We start from the raw sequence: 18278 nt of genomic DNA, 5'->3' as shown, positions 1-18278 counted from the left end.
GACCGATCAGGCGTCACCGAACTACCAAGGCTCACATCAGATCCCATCTGTACGGCGGACCGCAGGGGTGGAATCCTCATCTCCTTCGGATCTATTCATAGTCTTCGAGGGGTACTTAACCCCTTCGAAGGTGAACGATCCGGGATGACGGGACGAGTTGAACGTCCCGTCGATCACATCGTCTTTGCAATCACATCCAATCTTCGTACGCATATAAGGGCGTCGGATCGTTACGACGCCACGCCGAAATCGGCGAAGCGATCACGATCCGGTTGATGCCCCGATGGAATACGCCAATCGAGTAACCGACAGGCGATTCGAGATGGATGAGTGCCTTCCTCCGTGCCGGAACGCGGCCGGAGGGGACGCGGCGTGTGCCACGTCGTTCGCATTCATACAGAGTGCCGGGTGTATATATAAGGCCGTCGGATGAGTGGCGCTCCGGAACCCGCTACCATGGCACGATTTTCCACCACTTGGCCGAATCACAGATCGGGGTTGTCTCGAGCGCTCGAGTCCAGCTCAGATTCGGCTCAGCCGACGCGAGCTGCGGCTCACGGACAGAATATCACGCGGGCGGAGGTCGGTCGGTCATCCCGTCCTCGCAGACGCGGTCGGACCGAATGAGACCCGCGTGGTCGTACTCGAGCGTGCACGCGCAAGAAAGTCGCGATCACAGTTGCAGCTTGGACGGTCGCCTCGAGAGTGCGAGAAAGCGGACGGAGCGAAACCCGAATTCGTTCGGTATTACCCCCATGTTCACTCACGAGACCGGCACGAACGGGCACACGCATCGATGCCGATAAACCACGTGCCTCGTAACGGGTATACGAATGGTCCGGGACCCGATCGCTTCGGAGTCGACGCCGCCCGCGGAGGAGATCTGCTCCGCGCTCGACGACCCCGATTGCCGTGAGATTATCCGGAATCTCGAGGAACCCATGACGGCCTCTGAGTTGACGAAGCGGTGTGAAATCCCGCAATCGACGCTGTATCGGAAACTGGAGTTGCTGACAGAGGCGACGTTGCTCGAAGAATCCACCGAGATTCGTCAGGACGGACATCACGCGAGCAAGTACGCGGTCGCGTTCGACGAGATCACGCTGACGTTAGACGAAGATCGGACGCTCGCGGTCCAGATCGAGCGACCGGCCCGAACAGCCGACGAGCGCCTTGCGGAGCTGTGGTCGGAGGTGCGAAAGGAAACGTGAGTCCACATACCGGTGGAATCGAAGTTGCGCTCGCGCTCGCGATCGTCAAGACGCTGGTGCTCGTCGTCGGGAGCGCCATTACGTACTTCGCATTCAAGGCCTATCGACGGACGCGCCAGCGCGCGCTCGGGTTGCTCGCGCTCGGGTTCGGATTGGTGACGCTTGGACTGGTCCTCGCCGGACTGCTGTACGAACTGCTCGACGTCGGACTCGCGTTCGGAATCTTGCTCGAGAGCCTGCTCGTGTTGGCGGGCTTTCTCGTGATCGCGTACTCGCTGTACGTCCAGTAAGAGTCGAGGGCGGCGTTACCTCTCGTACCCGGCGTCGTCCATGATTTCTTCGAATTCGTCGGTCTCCATCGCTTCCTCGTAGACGATTGCAGTCGCCATGCCGCCAGGGTAGCGGCCTCGATTCGTGACGTGGTGGGCTTTGTGACAGTGGGCCGGATAGATGTCGGGATCGGCGTCGGCTTCGAACTCGAGGGAGTACCGCTCGGCGGGGCCGATGTTAATTACGCCCCCCTGGTGCTGTGCGGCCTCGGAGATCGGCGAGCCGTCTTTTTCGGTGACGGTGAACCGGTGGCCGTGCGTGTGGAAGGGGTGTGACTCGTAGCCGTTGTTCGAGATGTGGGGGTGAACGGTGTCGCCTGCCGAGACGAGCAGCGGCGTTCCGAGTTCGGGGTGGAACGTGGTCGGCGCACTGCGACCGTTGATCGTGTAGGTGTCCGGCGAGCGATCGACGGGGTCGTAATCGGCATCGCCACCGGCCTCTCGTTCGTGGAGTCGAGCGTCCCAGTCACGAAGCGTGAAGAAGTACACCTGGTCCGGCGGATCGTAGTCTTCGGGATCGACGCGGAAAGTCCCGTACATCCCCATGTCGAGGTGGTTGTGGGTCTGGTAGTGGCAGTAATAAACGTGCGTACCGGGAACGTCGCCCTCGAGCGTGTAGGTGTGGCTCTCACCGCTGCTAACGTGGGTTCGTTGCTGACGGGGGCGCCGTCGTCCTCCCAGGACTTGCCGACGGCGTGGACGTGGACGGTGTGTGGTCGGTTGTGTTCGCTGTTGTCGTAGGTGAGTTCGACCGTCTCGCCTTCGGACAGTCGAAAGATCGGACCGGGAACGGACGGCGGACGGTCGTCGGCCTGCCAGGCCCAGACTTCGGGGAATTCGACCGGACCGCCGGAAGCCGCCTCGGTGACGAGTTCGTGTCGAGCCGGAACGGTTCGAAGGGTCGTCTCGTACCCCTGTTCGGCGAGGTCGACGATCTGTGGCGGTTCGGTGTAGTCGTAGTCCGTCAGCGGACCGTCGTTGTCGTCGACGTCGGCATCGTCGTCGCCGTTCTCGTCGTCCGAGCCGCCGGAGAGGACAGAGGTTCAGCCGGCGAGCGCGCCGAGATCGCCCGTGCTGGCGATCGAGAGGAAGGTTCGACGTCGAAGGTCGGGGCCAGAATCTATCGTGGGCGTCGTGGTCATACGAGACCGTTGGCACCGACGGATGAAGGGTGGATAAGCTAGTATCCACCGATCGGGGTACTTCTCGCCAAACGAGAAAGGGCGGCGATTAACGCCGTCTCGAGCCCGGCAGGCGCACAGTTAGTGGCCGCCGAAACCGAGCCGAGGATGCGACTCGAGTCGACTCCGGTCACCGATTCAGCGTGTGGATAGCCTGTCCCAGCGCGTTCTCGGCGGCTTCCATCACGGATTCGGAGAGCGTCGGGTGGGCGTGGACCGTCGAGGCGACGTCCTCGAGGGTCGCGCCGAGTTCGATCGCGAGGCCCAGTTCGGCGATCAGTTCGGAGGCTTCGGGGGCGACGATCGAGGCGCCGAGGACGTATCCGTCGGATTCCTCGGCGACGATCTTGACGAAGCCGTCGGAGTCGCCCATGGTGAGCGCGCGGCCGCTGGCCCGCAGCGGGAACTCGCCGACGACGGGGTCGAAGCCGGCCTCGTCGGCCTCCGTCTCGGTCATCCCGACGGTCGCGATCTCGGGATCGGTGAAGACGACCGCGGGCATCGCCTGGTGGTCGAGCGCCGCGGGTTCGCCCGCGATGACTTCCGCCGCGACCTGTCCCTCCGCGCTGCCCTTGTGCGCGAGCATCGGTTCGCCGGCGACGTCGCCGACGGCGAAGATGTGATCGACGTTCGTGCGTGCGCGCGAGTCGGTTTCGATGACGCCGTTCTCGTCGGTCTCGACGCCGGCCGCCTCGAGCTCGAGCGTGTCCGAGACGGGGGCGCGGCCGACGGCGATGAGGGCCTTCTCGACGTCGAGTTCGAGTCGGTCGTCCTCGTCCGGTTCTTCGACCTGAACCTCGCCGCCGTCGGCCGCGGCGTCGCCGGCCGGTTCGGCGATCACGCGGATTCCGTCGCCGGGCTCGTACCACTCCGTCGCGGCGTAGCCGAAGTGGAAGTCGATTCCCAGGTCGTTCGCGCGCTGCTTGACGGGTCGTTTCAGGTCGTCGTCGTAGCCCGGCAGGATGGCGTCGAGCGCCTCGACGACGGTAACCTCGGTGCCGAGTTTCGCGAAGACGCTCGCCAGTTCCATCCCGATGTAGCCCGCGCCGACGACGGCGAGCGAGTCCGGGACGGAGTCGAGCGCGAGCGCCTGTCGGGAGTTCAAGATCGGTTCGTCGTCGAAGGAGAAGTCCGGGATCGGGATCGGTCGCGAGCCGGTCGCGACGATGGCGTGTTCGAACTCGATCGTCTCGGAGCCCTGCCCCTCACCGCTGTGGGAGATTCGGGCGGTGTGTTCGTCCGCGAAGACGGCGGTTCCCTCGAGGAGGTTCACGCCGTTTGCCTTACAGAGCTTCTCGACGCCGCTCGTAAGCTGGTCGACGACGCCGTCTTTCCAGGAAACCATCCCCGAAAGATCGATCGCGGGGTCGGCGTGGATCCCCATCTCTTCGGCGTGGCGGGCCTCGTGGGCGACGTCCGTCGCCGTGATCATCGCCTTCGAGGGGATGCAGCCGTGGTTCAGGCAGGTTCCCCCGTAGGCGTCCTTTTCGACGAGCGTCACGTCCAGGTCGAGTTGGCCGGCCCGGATCGCGGCCACGTAGCCGGCGGGGCCGGCGCCGATAACCAGCACGTCGGTTCCGGTGGTGACGTCTCCGACGACCATCAGTTCGTTCCCTCCCTGGCGTCCGGCGTGTCGGTATCCGTGGTGTGTGCGGTGTGCGTGTACATGATCGGAATCGATGGTAGCGGTAGTCGTGGTGACAGCGGTGGTAGACCGTCGTACCCCATCCTACGCTCACTCGAGCAATAGTAGGTGTGGGTTCTCGAGGTACTCGATGACGGTGTTCGTAAACTGTGCGCCGACGGCGCCGTCGATCAGCCGGTGATCGAACGACGCCGAGAGGGTCATCACGGAGCGGGGTTCGATCGACTCCGTTCCGTCGTCGTCGGCGACGACGCGGGGCTTTCGCGAAATTTCGCCGATCGCGAGGATGCCGGCTTCGGGGTAGTTGATGATCGGCGTGGCGTACTCGCCGCCGATGCCGCCGATGTTCGTGATCGTGAACGTCGATCCCTGCAGTTCGTCGGGGCTGATCGTGCGTTCGCGGGCCTTCTGGACGAGTTCGTTCATCTCGGAGGCCAGCTGGAGGAGCCCCTTCTCGTCGGCGTTCTCGAGGACGGGGACCATCAGTCCGACGTCGGTTGCGGTGGCGATGCCGATATTGTAGTAGTCGCGGTAGACGATCTCGTCGTTTTCCTCGTCTAACACGGCGTTCATCTCGGGGTGTTCGTTCAGCGCCGCGACGACGGCCTTGATGATGAAGGGCATGTAGGTCAGCCGAATGCCCCGCTCCTCGGCGCGCGGCTTGAGTTCGGCGCGGGCGTCGACGAGGTCGGTGACGTCCGCGTCGTCGTGGTGGGAGACGTGGGGCGCGGTGTACTTCGACTCGACCATCGCCTCGGCGATCCGCTTGCGGACTCCCGTGTACGGTTCGCGACGCTCGCGCTCGCCGGGGGCGAACTCGGTTCCTTTCGCGGCGTCGCCGACCGGTTCGCCGGCTTCGACGGCCTCCCGATCCGCTTCCTGGGCCCGCTTCTGCGCTTTCGCGTACTCCCGCACCGCTTCGGGCGTCACGAACGCCTCGCCGTCGCGTTCCTCGTCGGTCGGGACGGCGTCGATGTCGACCTCCTCCTCGTCGGCGATGCGTCGGGTCGCGGGCGTGGCCAGCGTGCGGTCGCGATCGGCGGCCTCGAGCCCTTCGGGGGGCTTCGAGGGCGTCGCTCCCGTGGCCGTACTCGAGGTCGTAGCGCCGGTTTCCGCACCGCCGGCGTCGGCCTCAGTGGCGGTGCTGGCGGCTTCCTCGGTACCGGTGGCAGTTCCGGCGCTCGAGTCGGTCGTCGCTTCGGCCGACTCGCCCTCGGCGGCCGACTGCCCAGCCTGGCTCTCTCCGGAACCGCCGCCGTCGATGGCGGCGCGCACGTCGGCCGCGGTGATCCGGCCGCCGGGACCGCTCCCCGCGACGCTCGAGAGGTCGATTCCCTCTTTACGAGCTAGTTTGCGTGCGCGCGGTGGGGCGAAGACGCGGTCCTGCGGCGCCGCGGGCTCCGCGGTGTCCGTGCCGGTCGCGCCGGGGCTGCCGGCGGTTTCGTCGCCGCCGGCGTCGGTCGACGTCTCGGCGTCCGCCGTCCCTTCACCGGCGGGTTCGCTCGCCCGTTCCTGTTCCTCGTCGGTGGGTTGGTCGCGTTCCTCGCCGGCGACGTCGAACGTCACGAACACGTCGCCGACCGGAATTACGTCGCCTTCCTCGTAGCGCAACTCGCGGACCGTCCCGTCGACCGGCGCGGGGACCTCGACGAGGGCCTTGTCGGTCTCGACCTCTGCGACCGGCTGGTCCTCGGTGACGGTATCGCCTTCTTCGACCAGCCACGAGACCAGTTCGCCCTCAGCAACCCCTTCGCCGACGTCCGGCAGTTTGAACTCTCGTACCATTCGGGATCAGAACTCCGCGGCGTTTCGGATGCCGTCTTCGATTCGCGCCGCCTCGGGCAGGTAGTAGTCCTCGAGCGCGTACAGCGGGAACGGCGTGTCGAAGCCCGTGACACGTTCGACCGGCGCCTCCTGGTAGAGCAGCGACTCCTCTTGGAGCGTGGCGGCGATCTCGGCGCCGAGTCCGCCCGTCTTGGGGGCCTCGTGGACGACCGCGGCGCGGCCGGTCTTCTCGAAGGAGTCGACGATAGTCTCCTCGTCCAGCGGCGAGAGCGTGCGTAGATCGATCACTTCGGCGTCGATCCCCTCGCTCTCGAGGTTCTCGGCGGCCTCGAGCGTCGGCCGGGTCATCGCACCCCACGTGTAGACCGAGACGTCAGAGCCTTCCCGGCGGACGGCCGCCTCGCCGAGTGGCACCTCGTAGGATTCGGATGGAACGTCCTCGCGGAACGCCCGATAGATCAGCTTCGGCTCGAGGAAGAGTACGGGGTCGGGACTGCGGATCGCGCTCGCGAGCAGCCCCTTCGCGTCGTAGGGCGTCGACGGGATGACGACCTTGAGGCCGGGCTGGTGGACGAACATCGCCTCCGAGGACTCGGAGTGGTGTTCGGGTGCGCGGATGCCGCCGCCGTAGGGCGCGCGGATGACCATCGGACACGTGAATCGGCCGCGAGAGCGCGTTCGCAGGCGCGCCGCGTGGGAGACGATCTGGTCGAACGCGGGGTAGATGAAGCCCAGAAACTGCATCTCGGGGACGGGACGCATCCCGTAGGCGGCCATGCCGATGGCCGTCCCGACGATGCCGGATTCGGCCAGCGGCGTGTCGATCACGCGGTTCTCGCCGAACTCGTCGTACAGCCCTTCAGTCGCGCGGAAGACGCCGCCGTTTTTCCCGACGTCCTCGCCCATGACGACGACGTCCTCGTCGCGGGACATCTCGGTGTGGAGGCCGTCCCTGACGGCCTGTACCAGCGTGAGGCTCTCGGTCTCCCCGGTCGATTCGTCGGCTGCCGTTTCGGTCTGTGAGTCGGGTTCTGCTGCCATGTTATTCGAGGAGTTCGTCGTCGCCGTGGCGGTCGCGAATCGATTCGAAGTACTCGAGTTGCTGCTGTAAGCGCCGGGGCATCCCCTCGTAGACGTGCGCGAAGATCTCTTCGGGGTCGGGGCGCTCGACCGACTCCGCGGCGTCGACGGCGTCGGCGACGTCCTCGTGGATCCGCGCTTCGATGGCGTCGACGCGCTCGTCGTCGAGGATGCCCTGGTTTCGGAGGTACGCCTCGAGGCGCGGGATGGGGTCCTTTTGCTTCCAGCGTTCGACTTCGTCTTCGTCACGGTAGACCGACGGATCGTCGGCGGTCGTGTGCGCGCCGAAGCGGTACTGGACGGCCTCGATCAGCGTCGGTCGGGTCGCGCGGCCGGGAGACTCGTCCTCGACGGCGTCGGGGTTCTTGGCCTTCTCGACGGCCTCGCTGGTGACTTTGTAGACCGCAAGCGGGTCCATGCCGTCGACCTGGACGCCCTCGAAACCGTAGGCCTCGGCCTTCTGGGCCAGCGTGGCGCTGGCCGACTGGCGTTCTCGGGGGACCGAGATGGCCCACTGGTTGTTGTTACAGAAGAAGACGTTCGGGGTGTCGAAGACGCCCGCGAAGTTGAGCCCTTCGTGGAAGTCGCCCTCGCTCGTCGCCCCGTCGCCGAAGTAACAGAGGAACGCCTTCTCCTCGCCTTTGAGCTGTGACGCCCAGGCGGCGCCGGTCGCGTGGGGAATCTGGGTCGCGATTGGCACCGCGACCGAGAACATGTTGACGTCGTCGGGGACGACGTTGCCCTCCTCGTGGCCCATCCAGTAGAGCAGCGTTCGCTCCAAGCTGACGCCGCGAGCGAGTCCGACGCCGTGTTCGCGGTAGCTGGGGAACACCCAGTCGTCGTCGGCCAACGCGTGTGCGCTCCCGATCTGGGACCCCTCCTGTCCGGACAGCGGCGGATACGTTCCGACGCGGCCCTGGCGCTGGAGGCTCACGGCCCGCTCGTCGAAGTGACGAACCAGGCGCATCTGCTCGTACATCTCGACGAGTTCGTCCTCGGTCAGGTCGGGCACCTCGGCGCCCTCGACGACCCGGCCGGCCTCGTCCAGGATCTGTACTCGTTCCCGGGGGCTTCGCTGTATCGTACTCACGGGGAGACCCACCTGTACATATTCGGATAATCCACCGCTCACGGTAAAGGAGTTTCCCAGAATATTTTATTCTGAAGGAGGTTCCTGCCGTCTAATCGGAGACAGAGCGGGCGAACGTCGTTCGATTTCGGCCGCCAGTGTTCGAATGTGTTGTCTCGAGCGAGCAGACAAGCGGTTGATTGAACGCGCCCGAGCGCGCGTTCGAAAATCGGGGATCAACAATCAAAGCGGACGGCCCCGACCGAATGGACGGTCCCGTCTCAATCCGCGGTCGTTCGCGCCCGTTCTCGCGCCGCTTCGACGCTCTTGCCCTCCCGGAGGACGGCGTCGACGAACAGTTCGCCGGCCTTGTACGACGACCGCACCATCGGGCCGCTGGCGCAGTAGAGGAAGCCGAGTTCCTCCTCTGCGACCCGCCGCCAGGTCTCGTACTTGGCCGGATGATCGTAGCGTTGCACCTCGAGGTGGTCCCGCGAGGGGCGCAGATACTGGCCGAGCGTCACGACGTCGACGCCGCGTTCGCGACAGTCCGCGAGCGTCTGGTAGACCTCGTGGTCGTACTCGCCGTGGCCGAGCATGATCGAGGTTTTCGTGTAGATGTCCGATTCGCGATCGACCTGTTCGAGGACGCCCAGACTCTGCTCGTAGCCCGCTCGTCGGTCCCGGACGGGAAACTGCAGTCGCTCGACGGTCTCGACGTTGTGGGCGATGACGTCCGGTTCGGCGTCGATGATCTTCCGTACGAGTCGTTCCTCGCCCTGGAAGTCGGGAATCAGAACCTCGACGAGGATGCCGGGATGGCGATCTTTGATCTCCCGGATCGTCTCCGCGAAGTGGCCCGCGCCCTGGTCGGGCAGGTCGTCCCGGTCGACCGACGTGAGGACAACGTAATCGAGGCCGATCTCGGCGACCGCGTCGGCCACGTTCGCCGGTTCGTCGGGATCCAGCGGCTCCATTCCGCCCGTCTGGACGTCACAGAAGTTACAGGCTCGAGAGCAGCGATCGCCCATCAGCATGAAGGTGGCCGTCCCGCCCTCGCCGTCGCCGGTGCCGGCGCCGCCGGACCAGCACTTGCCGAGGTTCGGACAGTTGGCCTCCTCGCAGACGGTGTGGAGGTTCCGCTCGCGCAGCGTCTCCCGGATCCCCGCGAACTCCCGTCCCGACGGCGGCCGCATCTTCAGCCAGTCGGGTTTGCGAGTGGTGCTCATACACGACCCATAGCGGTCGATCGGCAAAAACGGTGGCCATCGATTCGACGCGTGCGGGGAACGGAACGTAGCCGGGAGGGAAAGTCAGGAGTTGTTATACATATACTAAATTTACAATAGCCATATTTATTATTAGCCAATAGGGCATTAGTTACATGCCACGAGAGTACGATCGATCCGAGATTCCGTCCGTTCACACCCTTCAACACATCGAACCGTATCGCGACGAGCCAGGGTTCGAACAGGCGCTCGTTCGTGGGATCGACCAGCTAATCGGATTCTCCCGGATTAGTCCCGAAAAGCCCGACGGCGAACCGCACACCCATCCCTACGAGCAGATGAACGTGCTCGTTGAGGGTCGCCTCGACTTTCTCGTCGACGGGGAACGGGTCGAACTGGAGCCGTACGATACGCTGGTGATTCCACCCGAGATTCCGCACACGTCGCGAGCAGTCGACGGAGAAACCGCGACGCTGTTGGCGTTCTGGCCGCTTCGAGAGGATCGACTGGACGCGACGACGTATCAAACGGAGTTTCCCGACCTGTAGCGGGTCGCAGAGGGGAGTCGGGACGACCACAGCCACCGTTTTACGGCCGATCCGAGTGGAAACGTCGTCCGATCGAGTGGGCCTCCGTGTTCCCGTGTAACGCCGGCAGACGTCGAATTCATCTCGAGGCCGACGAACCGGCCGTCAGTTCTGCCCTGGTAGGCAAGTTAACTTTCACTATTGAAATCTAGTTTTAGCAACTATAATTGTACTAGGACAAACTAGGATTAGTTTTATCACTGACGTGTCCGTCGGCCGTATGTGTGGTGATCGATAATGATGGTCGCGGCGTGCCGTCGACGTGCTGTCGTGATCCCACCAGGAAACACATGACTCGCTCCAACGAGACGAAAGCGGTCGACAGTTCGAACCGATCTAGACCGGGTTCATTGGACGCGGCAACCCCACCGTCCGGTGGCGCCGAACGGATCGAAGATGCGGGCCCGCCGCTCGTTCCGGTGTGCCCGATCGACGACGCAACCGCATCTGCGTCTCGGGTCCCCGGTAACGCATCGGCGCGACGGTACCGGTCACGCGCGCCGGAAGCCGAGTGGGACGCCCCGCTCGTTCCGGACCTTCGACCACTCGAGCAGGATCGACGATCAGAGACGAGCGATTAGTACACACAATGCATCCATCGGAACTCGACGACGACGTTTACGCACGACGTATCGACAATCCAGCAGCCAGACAGTTTCGCGAACTCCTCGACGAGCAGTCGTATACGTTCGCACCCGGGCTCTATCACGCACTCGACGCCCGACTCGCCGAAATGGCCGGCCTCGACGCCGCCTACATGAGCGGGTATTCGACCGTCCTCGGACAGTTCGGATTCCCCGACCTGGAGATGGTGACGATGAGCGAGATGGTCGAGAACGCGAAACGAATGGTCGAGGCGACGAACCTCCCCGTGATCGCCGACTGCGACACCGGCTACGGCGGGATTCACAACGTCCGCCGCGCCGTCCGCGAGTACGAGAAAGCGGGCGTCGCCGCGGTCCACATCGAAGATCAGACCTCGCCGAAGCGCTGTGGTCACATCGCCGGGAAGCAGATCGTCAGCCGCGAAGAAGCTCGATCGCGGTTCGAAGCGGCGGTCGACGCGAAACAGAGCGAAGACACCGTCATCATTGCCCGAACCGACGCGTACGGGTCGGCCAACGGCGACTGGGAAGAACACCTCGAGCGAGGGCGCATCTACGCCGACGCCGGCGTGGACCTGGTCTGGCCTGAGATGCCCGACCCCTCCCGCGAGGACGCGATCAACTACGCAGAGACGATCCACGAGACCCATCCCGACCTCGACCTCGCGTTCAACTACTCCTCGTCGTTCGCCTGGAGCGAGGAGGACGACCCGCTGACGTTCGAAGAACTCGGCGACCTCGGGTACAGCTACATCTTCATCACCCTGTACGGGCTGCACTCGGGTGCCCACGCCGTCTACGAGGACCTGTCGAACATCGCCGAGAACGACGAGGCGGCGCAGTTCGACCTCGAGGAGCGGTATCTCGGTCACGAAACCGAAAGCCACCACGAACTGTCGTTCGTTCCCCGCTACCAGGATATCGAGGCGGAGTTCGATCCCGAGGCCCGTGAGCGGATGACCGAATCCGCTGGCTTCACCGAAGAGGAGTCCGACCCGCTGACGTCGGATACCGACGACTGAATCCACGCAACAATGAGCGCTTCACAACGACACGAACGAGCGTTCGTCCGGACGTTCTTTACGTCCCCGACGGCCGTGGAGGGGAAAGACGATTCCGCGGCGATGTTGCGGCGTGCGGCCCAGCTTCGCGGCATGGAGGCGCCGGACGTGTGGGTGCCGGACAACGAGGACGCGACTGCACCGTCGATGCGCGACGAGGGAGCCGAGAACATCATCGACGTCGTCTCCGAGCACGGAGCGGACGTTCCCGGCGAGATCCACCCCCGCGTCGTCTGGCACCGTGACAGCCCGGAAACCAGATACCAGGGCTTTCAGCACATGCTCGAGATCGCCGATCCCGACCGGGGGGCCCTCGAGCACCTCGACGGGTTCGTCATTCCGGAAGTCGGTGACATCGACGACTGGAAGAAGGCCGACGAGTTCCTGACGATCGTCGAGCGCGAGCACGGGCTCGAGGAACGCCGGCTGGGGATGTCCGTCATCATCGAGAGCGGACAGGCCGAGCTGGCGCTTGCCGACCTCCGCGACGAGATCGGCAAACCGACGAACAATCTCGAGCGACTCTTCCTCCTCGTCGACGGGGAAGTCGACTACACGAAGGATATGCGGGCGATCACGCCGACGGGCGGGTTACCGCCGTGGCCGGAACTCCGGCACAACACCTCTCGCGCAGCGAGCGCAAACGGCCTCATCGCGGTCGACGGGCCGTACGACGACATCCGAGACGTCGACGGCTACCACGACCGCATGACCGCCAACCGGATGAAGGGGATGCTCGGCATCTGGTCGCTGACGCCCGGGCAGGTAACCGAAGCGAACGAGTCACCGCTGCCCCCGAAGACCGGACAGTGGATGCTCGACGTCGGCGACCGCGCCGTCGAACTCACCGAAACCGACGGGCGATACGTTTACGAGGGCGACGACCTGGAACTGACGCGGATCGACGACGAGACCTACAGGCTCGACGTCGGCGGCGACCAGCGCGAACTCGACGCGGCCGAACTTCGCGAAACCCTCGTCGAACTGACCGAGTACAGCCCGAGTCTGGGCGACATCGTCGATTCGATGGAACGGTTCGAAGCGGCCAAGGACGCCGGCGAAGGCGCGATCGCGATGGAACGCTCGGCGAGACTCGTGGTCGGGGACACCACCGTCACCATCACGAGCGACCGAATGTGGGACGAGGCGACCTACCAGGCGGCGAAGACGCCTATCGACCTGTTTCAGGACGTCTACGAGCACCGTCCGGATCAACGCGGAGCGCTCCGGGACAGATACGGTGAATCGGTCGTCGAGCGGGCGATGAACGTCGGATAACTGTGGGTCTGACGGCGTAGCAAATCGCCCCTCCGCGGGCCTCGAACAGCGGTCGATTACAGTAACTCATCTCTACAGGTATCGCCGCCCCTGAACGTCACTGCACACCTGATCGCCGGACGGCGTCGCGGTCAGTGTGTACATTGGTTCACTGGCGACGCTCGGCTGCGTCCGTTCGCCCGCTTTTCGGACGCTCGGAGAAACGTTCGATCGGGGGCTCTCCCAGTCCCTCGAGGCGGTACCCGAGCGCGCCGCCCTCACGGTAACTCCAGGGCAGCGAGTAAGCACCCCATACCGCCCATAGGTTTACGGAAGCGGGCGGAATACGGGCGATCCATGGCGTTTAGCACGACTCCCGACTGGTTCCACATCAGCGACGAGGACGATATCGTCTGGGAGAGTCGCCCTCACCCGGTCTCGATGGGGGTGGGGCTGCCGGTCGGCGTCGGGTTCGCGCTCCTCGGGCTGGTTCTCGCCGGCTGGACCGCGGGCGACAGCGTCGCGCTGACGGTCGTCGGCCTCCTGCTCGCCGTCGGCGGCACCGCGTTAGCCGGGGTTCGCTACCTCTTCTGGACCAACACTCGGTACGTGATCACGACCGCGGAACTGTACAAGAAACACGGCGTCGTCTCGAGAGACGTCACGCAGTTTCGTCTCGACAGGGTCCAGAACACCAGCCTCAGCCAGACCGTCGTCGGCCGCGCGCTCGGCTACGGCGATCTGACTGTCTACACGGCCGGCTCCGGCGACCCCGAGATTACCTTCGAGCGCGTCCCCAATCCCGAGCGCGCCTCGAGGCACCTGAGCGATCAACTCGGCGAATTCTCGGACGACGAGTCAGTAGTCTGATTCGTACTGCCCGGCGATCGGAAAACTCCCAATCAGTTTTCCGTTCCCCTCCCCCGTATCGAGATTCGAACCACAAAGCACATACGATCAATCTCCCTTCCGACTCGGTACAATGGCTCAACAGCGGACAGTATCCGACGACGTGAGTGGATCGAACGTCGCGGCCAGCGCCGGACTCGGCGTCCTCGCGGCCGCGATTAGTTACCTCGTCTCGTACGTACTGATCGTCGACGAGGCGCGGGACGTCTTCGGCGACAGCGTCGCCGACTGGCAGAGCGTCGCCTGGTACTTCTACAACGCCCACATGGTCGACCTCGAGACGACGGGTACGTTCGGCGGACTCGGCGGCTCGGGAACGGTCGACCTGATCGCCGAGTCCAGCGCCACGAGCGCGACGGTGCTGTACGCGATCCCGCCGCTCGTCCTGCTCGGGATCGGCGCGCTGCTGGCGGTCCAGCTGGGTGCTCGCGACCTCGGCGAAGCGGTCGTCGCCGGCGCGCCGGTGACGATCGGCTACGCCGTCGTCATGGGTCTCGGCGCGGTCGCGACCGAAGCCAGCGCCGAAGGATCGTTCTTCGGCATCGAGGCCAGCGGCTCGATCGCCCCCGAACTCGTCCCGGCGATCCTCCTCGGCGGGATCCTCTACCCGCTGGTCTTTGCCACCGCCGGCGCCGTTCTGGCAACGAGCCTCGCCGGCCGGTAGACGGCTCGGGGCGGACGACCGGAGTCGAATCGGCGATCGAACCAACCGACTCGCGCGAGGACTCGACAGAAACGCCTTTCACCCGGCGCTTCCCGTTTCCGTGTGATGGAGGTCGCCGAGGTTCTCCCCGAATTTGCCGACGCCTTCGCCTTCGAGTCGTTCAACCGAATGCAACGCGAGGCGTTGCCAGCGCTGCTCGAGTCCGAGGAAAACGTCGTCGCGAGCGCGCCGACGGCCTCGGGCAAGACCGCGCTGGCGGAGCTGGCGATCTGTAAGACGCTCGCGGAGGGCGGCACCGCGCTCTTTATCGCGCCGCTGCGAGCCCTGACCAACGAGAAGGAAGACGACTGGGACCGATTCGAGGAGTTGGATTACTCGGTGTACGTCGTGACGGGCGAACGGGACCTGAACCCCCGCCGCGCGCGGCGTGCGGACATCCTCGTGATGACCCCCGAGAAGCTCGACTCGGCGACCCGGAAACACGATTCGCGGCGGTACGACTTCGTCACCGACATCGACGTCTGCGTCATCGACGAGGTCCACCTGCTGGATGCGGACCGCAGAGGATCGGTGCTCGAGGTCACGATCTCTCGCCTCCGACGGCTCTGTGAGCCCCGCGTCGTCGCGCTCTCAGCGACAATGCCGAACGTCGACGACGTGGCCGCGTGGCTCGACGCGCCCGAGGAGACCACCTTCGAGTTCGGCGACGAGTACCGCCCCGTCGATCTCAACGCGGGCGTCAAGACCTACACGCACGGCGACAACGCCTTCGCGGACAAGTACCGCCGCCTGTATCGAGCGGTCGACCTCGCCGAACCCCACCTCCGTGACGACGGGCAGGCGCTCGTTTTCGTCTCCTCGCGTCAGGACACCGTCCAGGCGGCCAAGAAGGCCAGAGACGAGATCGCCGAGCGCGACATTCCGATGGGCGTCCGCGGCGAGTACGATTTTCATACAGACCTGAAAGAAACCCTCGAGAACGACACGCTGCGCAACTCCGTCCTCGACGGCGTCGCCTTCCACCACGCGGGGCTCTCGAAGGACGAACGCGACCTCGTCGAGGAGTGGTTCAAGGAGGGCCACATCGAACTGCTCTTCTCGACGTCGACGCTCGCGTGGGGCGTCAACCTCCCCGCGCGCTGCGTCGTGATCCGGGACACGAAGATCCACGACCCCCTCGAGGGGGAAGTCGACATGAGCCCGCTGGACGTCCTCCAGATGCTCGGGCGCGCGGGTCGGCCCGGGTACGACGACGTCGGCCACGGCTACGTGGTCTGTGACGGCGCGGACGCCGACAAGTACCGTCGCCTCCTGCGCGACGGCAAGGAGATCGAGTCCCGCCTCGCCGAAACCTTAGCGACCCACCTCAACGCAGAAATCGCGATGGGGACGATCACCAGCTTAGACGAGGTGATGGACTGGCTCGAGACGACCTTCTACTACGTCCGCGGCCAGTCGAAACCCGAAGAATACGACTTCCCGAACCTCCGGGGACGCGTCCGGGACTGCCTCGAGGATCTGGTCGATCGGGGGTTCGTCGAGATGGACTCCGAAGACCTCTCGATCGAGTCGACGCCGCGGGGCGTGCTGGCCTCGAAGTACTACCTGCGCCTCGAGACGGCGGCGACGTTCGCCGAACTCTGCGACCGGGCGAACGCCGACGACGACGCGCTCGCGGCCGACGACCTCCTCGAGGCGGTCGCGACCGCCGAGGAGTTCGACTCCGTCTCGGCCCGCCAGTCCGAACGCGACGCGATCAGCGCGGTGCTGGTCGGCCGGGAGACCGGCGATCTCGAGGCCGGCCAGCGGAAGGTGCTGGCGATCCTCCGGGGCGCCGCCAACGGGAAGATCCCCACGGAACTGGCCAGCGACGCCTGGGTGATCCAGCGCAACGCGACGCGGCTGCTCTCGGCGCTCGGCGCGTTCCTCGACCGGCTCGCGGGGCCACACGCCGCGAACCTCGCCCGCCGCGTCGAGGCCCGGATCGAAGACGGCGTCTCGCGGGACGCGGTCGGCCTGACGGCCATCGACAGCGTCGCCGCGGGTCGGGCGAGCAAGCTCTCCGCGGAGGGGCTCTCGACCCCCGGCGACGTCGTCGACGCCGGCATCTCGGGGCTCGTCGACGCCGGTCTCTCGGAGGGGATCGCCGAGCGCGTCTACGAGGGTGCCCAGTCGCTGCCCGCCGTCGAAATCGACTGGGGCGAGTTCCCCGAAACGATCGCGGTCGGCGAGAACGACGTCTGTGAGGTAACCGTCCGCAACGTGGGCGAACCCGCTCGAGCCGGGATTCGCGTGACCGTGACCGACGGCGAGAGCGACGCCGCCTCGAGCCAGCCGGGAACGGATGTTCCCGACGACGGCGTCGAGATGACGAGCACGAACACCTACCTTCGCACCGAGGACACCGTCCCCGTGGGCGTCTTTGGCGCCGACGCGGACGCACTCGAGTTTACCGTCAGCGTCGCCTTCCCCGAGGAGCCGTTGCTCCCGATCGAGGAGACGCGGACGGTCGACGTGGTCTGATCTCGAGACGACCGCAATCCCGAGACGACTGCCGGATCGCTCGAGCCTCGTTCCTCGAGCCGTCCCGGAATTCGCGGGTCGCAGTACTTTCCGCCGGGCGAGCAAATGCGCCGGTGATGCAATCACAGAACGAGCCGCGCGAACCGGCACCGGCGATGGTATCGACCGACGAGCGGAGTTCCGACCTCGATCCGATCGCGTTCGGGCTCTCCCTCGGAACGACGATGGCGGCCACCATCGGGCTCGTCGGCGTCCTCTCCCGATACGGCGTCGCCGAGCGCTGGCGCCTCCTCTTTGCCGACGTCTATCCCGGCTTCGAAAAAGGACAGGGCGGAACGGTCGCCGGCACCGTCTGGGCCGCCCTCGACGGCTTCGTCTTCGGCGTCGTCGTCGGCTGGCTCTACAACGCGTTCCGTCGCAGTTACTGACGCGGTTCGCAGCTCACTCGTTCTCCGTCGCCCGCTCGAGGACCGTCTCCCGTAGCTCGGCCGGCGAATCGACGATCTCGTCGGCCGGCGACCGATCGATGTCGCCGTGGGCGTCGATCCGGTAGGCGACGACGGCCGCGTCGGCTCGATCGGCCGCCACGATGCCGTTTTCGGAGTCCTCGACGACGACGCACTCTTCTGCGGGAACGCCCATCTCGTCGGCCGCGTACTCGAAGACGTCCGGTTCGGGCTTGCTCGCCGCGTCGATATCGTCGGCGCTGATCACGCGATCGAACTCGCCCTCGAGGTCGAAGCGCTCGAGAACGGTCCTGATCCAGTCGTGTGGCGACGAGGAGACGACGGCCGTCGGGACGCCCGCGGTCTCGAGTTCCGCGAGCAGGTCGCGGAGTCCGTCCAGGAGTTCGACGCGCTCGGTGTAGATCTCCTCGGCGGCGGCGTCGAACCGGTCGATCCACTCCGATCGAGCGATCGCCGTCCCGTACTCGGCCTCGAGGTAGTCGTAGATCTCCCGGAAGTTCATCCCGCTCGTCTCGGCGAGGTCGACGTCCGCGTGGGGGACGGCGTCGGGAAAGAGTTCGTCGCGTTCGAACTCGACCCAGTAGTCCTCGCTGTCGACGAGGACGCCGTCCATGTCGAACAACACTGCGCTCATGTGGGCCGGGGTACCCGGCGGTCACGGATAGCCGTTTGGCAA

The 18278-nt window shown here is 65.4% G+C and carries 15 protein-coding genes and 1 pseudogene; 9 read left to right on the top strand and 7 right to left on the bottom strand.

Annotated elements, in window-relative coordinates; all coding sequences use genetic code 11:
- Positions 1–833: 833 nt before the first annotated feature.
- Complete coding sequence (locus C493_RS12550; protein WP_007259821.1) at positions 834–1211, top strand: winged helix-turn-helix domain-containing protein; 378 nt, start codon at positions 834–836, stop codon at positions 1209–1211.
- Positions 1208–1501, top strand: coding sequence for a DUF7521 family protein (locus C493_RS12545; RefSeq protein WP_007259820.1), 294 nt, complete (start codon positions 1208–1210; stop codon positions 1499–1501). Before C493_RS12550 ends, C493_RS12545 begins: the two co-directional genes overlap by 4 nt.
- Positions 1502–1516: 15 nt before the next feature.
- Here C493_RS12545 and C493_RS24235 read toward each other — a convergent pair.
- The 6 genes and pseudogenes from C493_RS24235 to lipA form a co-directional block, all read right to left on the bottom strand.
- Positions 1517–2682: pseudogene (locus C493_RS24235) on the bottom strand (multicopper oxidase domain-containing protein).
- A 169-nt stretch (positions 2683–2851) separates the two neighbouring features.
- Positions 2852–4324, bottom strand: a complete 1473-nt coding sequence (lpdA, locus tag C493_RS12535; protein WP_007259817.1) for a dihydrolipoyl dehydrogenase — start codon at positions 4322–4324, stop codon at positions 2852–2854.
- Between the two features lie 132 nt (positions 4325–4456).
- On the bottom strand, positions 4457–6151 hold the full coding sequence (locus C493_RS12530; protein ID WP_007259816.1) for a dihydrolipoamide acetyltransferase family protein: 1695 nt from the start codon (positions 6149–6151) through the stop codon (positions 4457–4459).
- A gap of 6 nt (positions 6152–6157) precedes the next feature.
- On the bottom strand, positions 6158–7192 hold the full coding sequence (locus tag C493_RS12525) for an alpha-ketoacid dehydrogenase subunit beta (protein ID WP_007259815.1): 1035 nt from the start codon (positions 7190–7192) through the stop codon (positions 6158–6160).
- 1 nt (position 7193) lies between these two features.
- Positions 7194–8321 carry a pyruvate dehydrogenase (acetyl-transferring) E1 component subunit alpha gene (pdhA, locus tag C493_RS12520; RefSeq protein ID WP_007259814.1) on the bottom strand — a complete coding sequence of 376 codons (1128 nt, stop codon included), beginning with the start codon at positions 8319–8321 and terminating at the stop codon, positions 7194–7196.
- Between the two features lie 260 nt (positions 8322–8581).
- On the bottom strand, positions 8582–9529 hold the full coding sequence (gene lipA, locus C493_RS12515) for a lipoyl synthase (protein WP_007259813.1): 948 nt from the start codon (positions 9527–9529) through the stop codon (positions 8582–8584).
- A gap of 155 nt (positions 9530–9684) precedes the next feature.
- Between lipA and C493_RS12510 the strand changes: the two genes are divergently transcribed.
- The 7 genes from C493_RS12510 (at position 9685) to C493_RS12475 (ending at position 17563) form a co-directional block, all read left to right on the top strand.
- Complete coding sequence (locus C493_RS12510) at positions 9685–10077, top strand: cupin domain-containing protein (RefSeq protein ID WP_007259812.1); 393 nt, start codon at positions 9685–9687, stop codon at positions 10075–10077.
- 628 nt (positions 10078–10705) lie between these two features.
- A complete protein-coding gene (gene aceA, locus C493_RS12500; RefSeq protein WP_007259810.1) occupies positions 10706–11743 on the top strand; it encodes an isocitrate lyase in 1038 nt (345 codons plus the stop codon).
- A 12-nt stretch (positions 11744–11755) separates the two neighbouring features.
- A complete protein-coding gene (gene aceB, locus C493_RS12495; RefSeq protein WP_007259809.1) occupies positions 11756–13060 on the top strand; it encodes a malate synthase AceB in 1305 nt (434 codons plus the stop codon).
- 336 nt (positions 13061–13396) lie between these two features.
- Positions 13397–13909, top strand: coding sequence for a PH domain-containing protein (locus C493_RS12490; RefSeq protein WP_007259808.1), 513 nt, complete (start codon positions 13397–13399; stop codon positions 13907–13909).
- 112 nt (positions 13910–14021) lie between these two features.
- Positions 14022–14612 (top strand): hypothetical protein, encoded by a 591-nt coding sequence (locus C493_RS12485; protein ID WP_007259807.1) that lies wholly within the window; start codon positions 14022–14024, stop codon positions 14610–14612.
- 105 nt (positions 14613–14717) lie between these two features.
- The gene (locus C493_RS12480; RefSeq protein ID WP_007259806.1) at positions 14718–17135 is read left to right on the top strand and encodes a DEAD/DEAH box helicase; all 2418 of its coding nucleotides are present in this window, start codon (positions 14718–14720) and stop codon (positions 17133–17135) included.
- A 116-nt stretch (positions 17136–17251) separates the two neighbouring features.
- A complete protein-coding gene (locus C493_RS12475) occupies positions 17252–17563 on the top strand; it encodes a bacteriophage holin (RefSeq protein ID WP_152421157.1) in 312 nt (103 codons plus the stop codon).
- Between the two features lie 13 nt (positions 17564–17576).
- Here the strand turns inward: C493_RS12475 and C493_RS12470 are convergent, their stop codons facing one another.
- A complete protein-coding gene (locus tag C493_RS12470; RefSeq protein ID WP_007259804.1) occupies positions 17577–18236 on the bottom strand; it encodes an HAD family hydrolase in 660 nt (219 codons plus the stop codon).
- Between the last annotated feature and the right edge of the window lie 42 nt (positions 18237–18278).

Source organism: Natronolimnohabitans innermongolicus JCM 12255 (assembly GCF_000337215.1).
Lineage (GTDB): Archaea > Halobacteriota > Halobacteria > Halobacteriales > Natrialbaceae > Natronolimnohabitans > Natronolimnohabitans innermongolicus.
The sequence above is the reverse complement of the archived record's forward strand: the minus strand, read 5'-3'. Positions and strand labels throughout refer to the sequence as shown.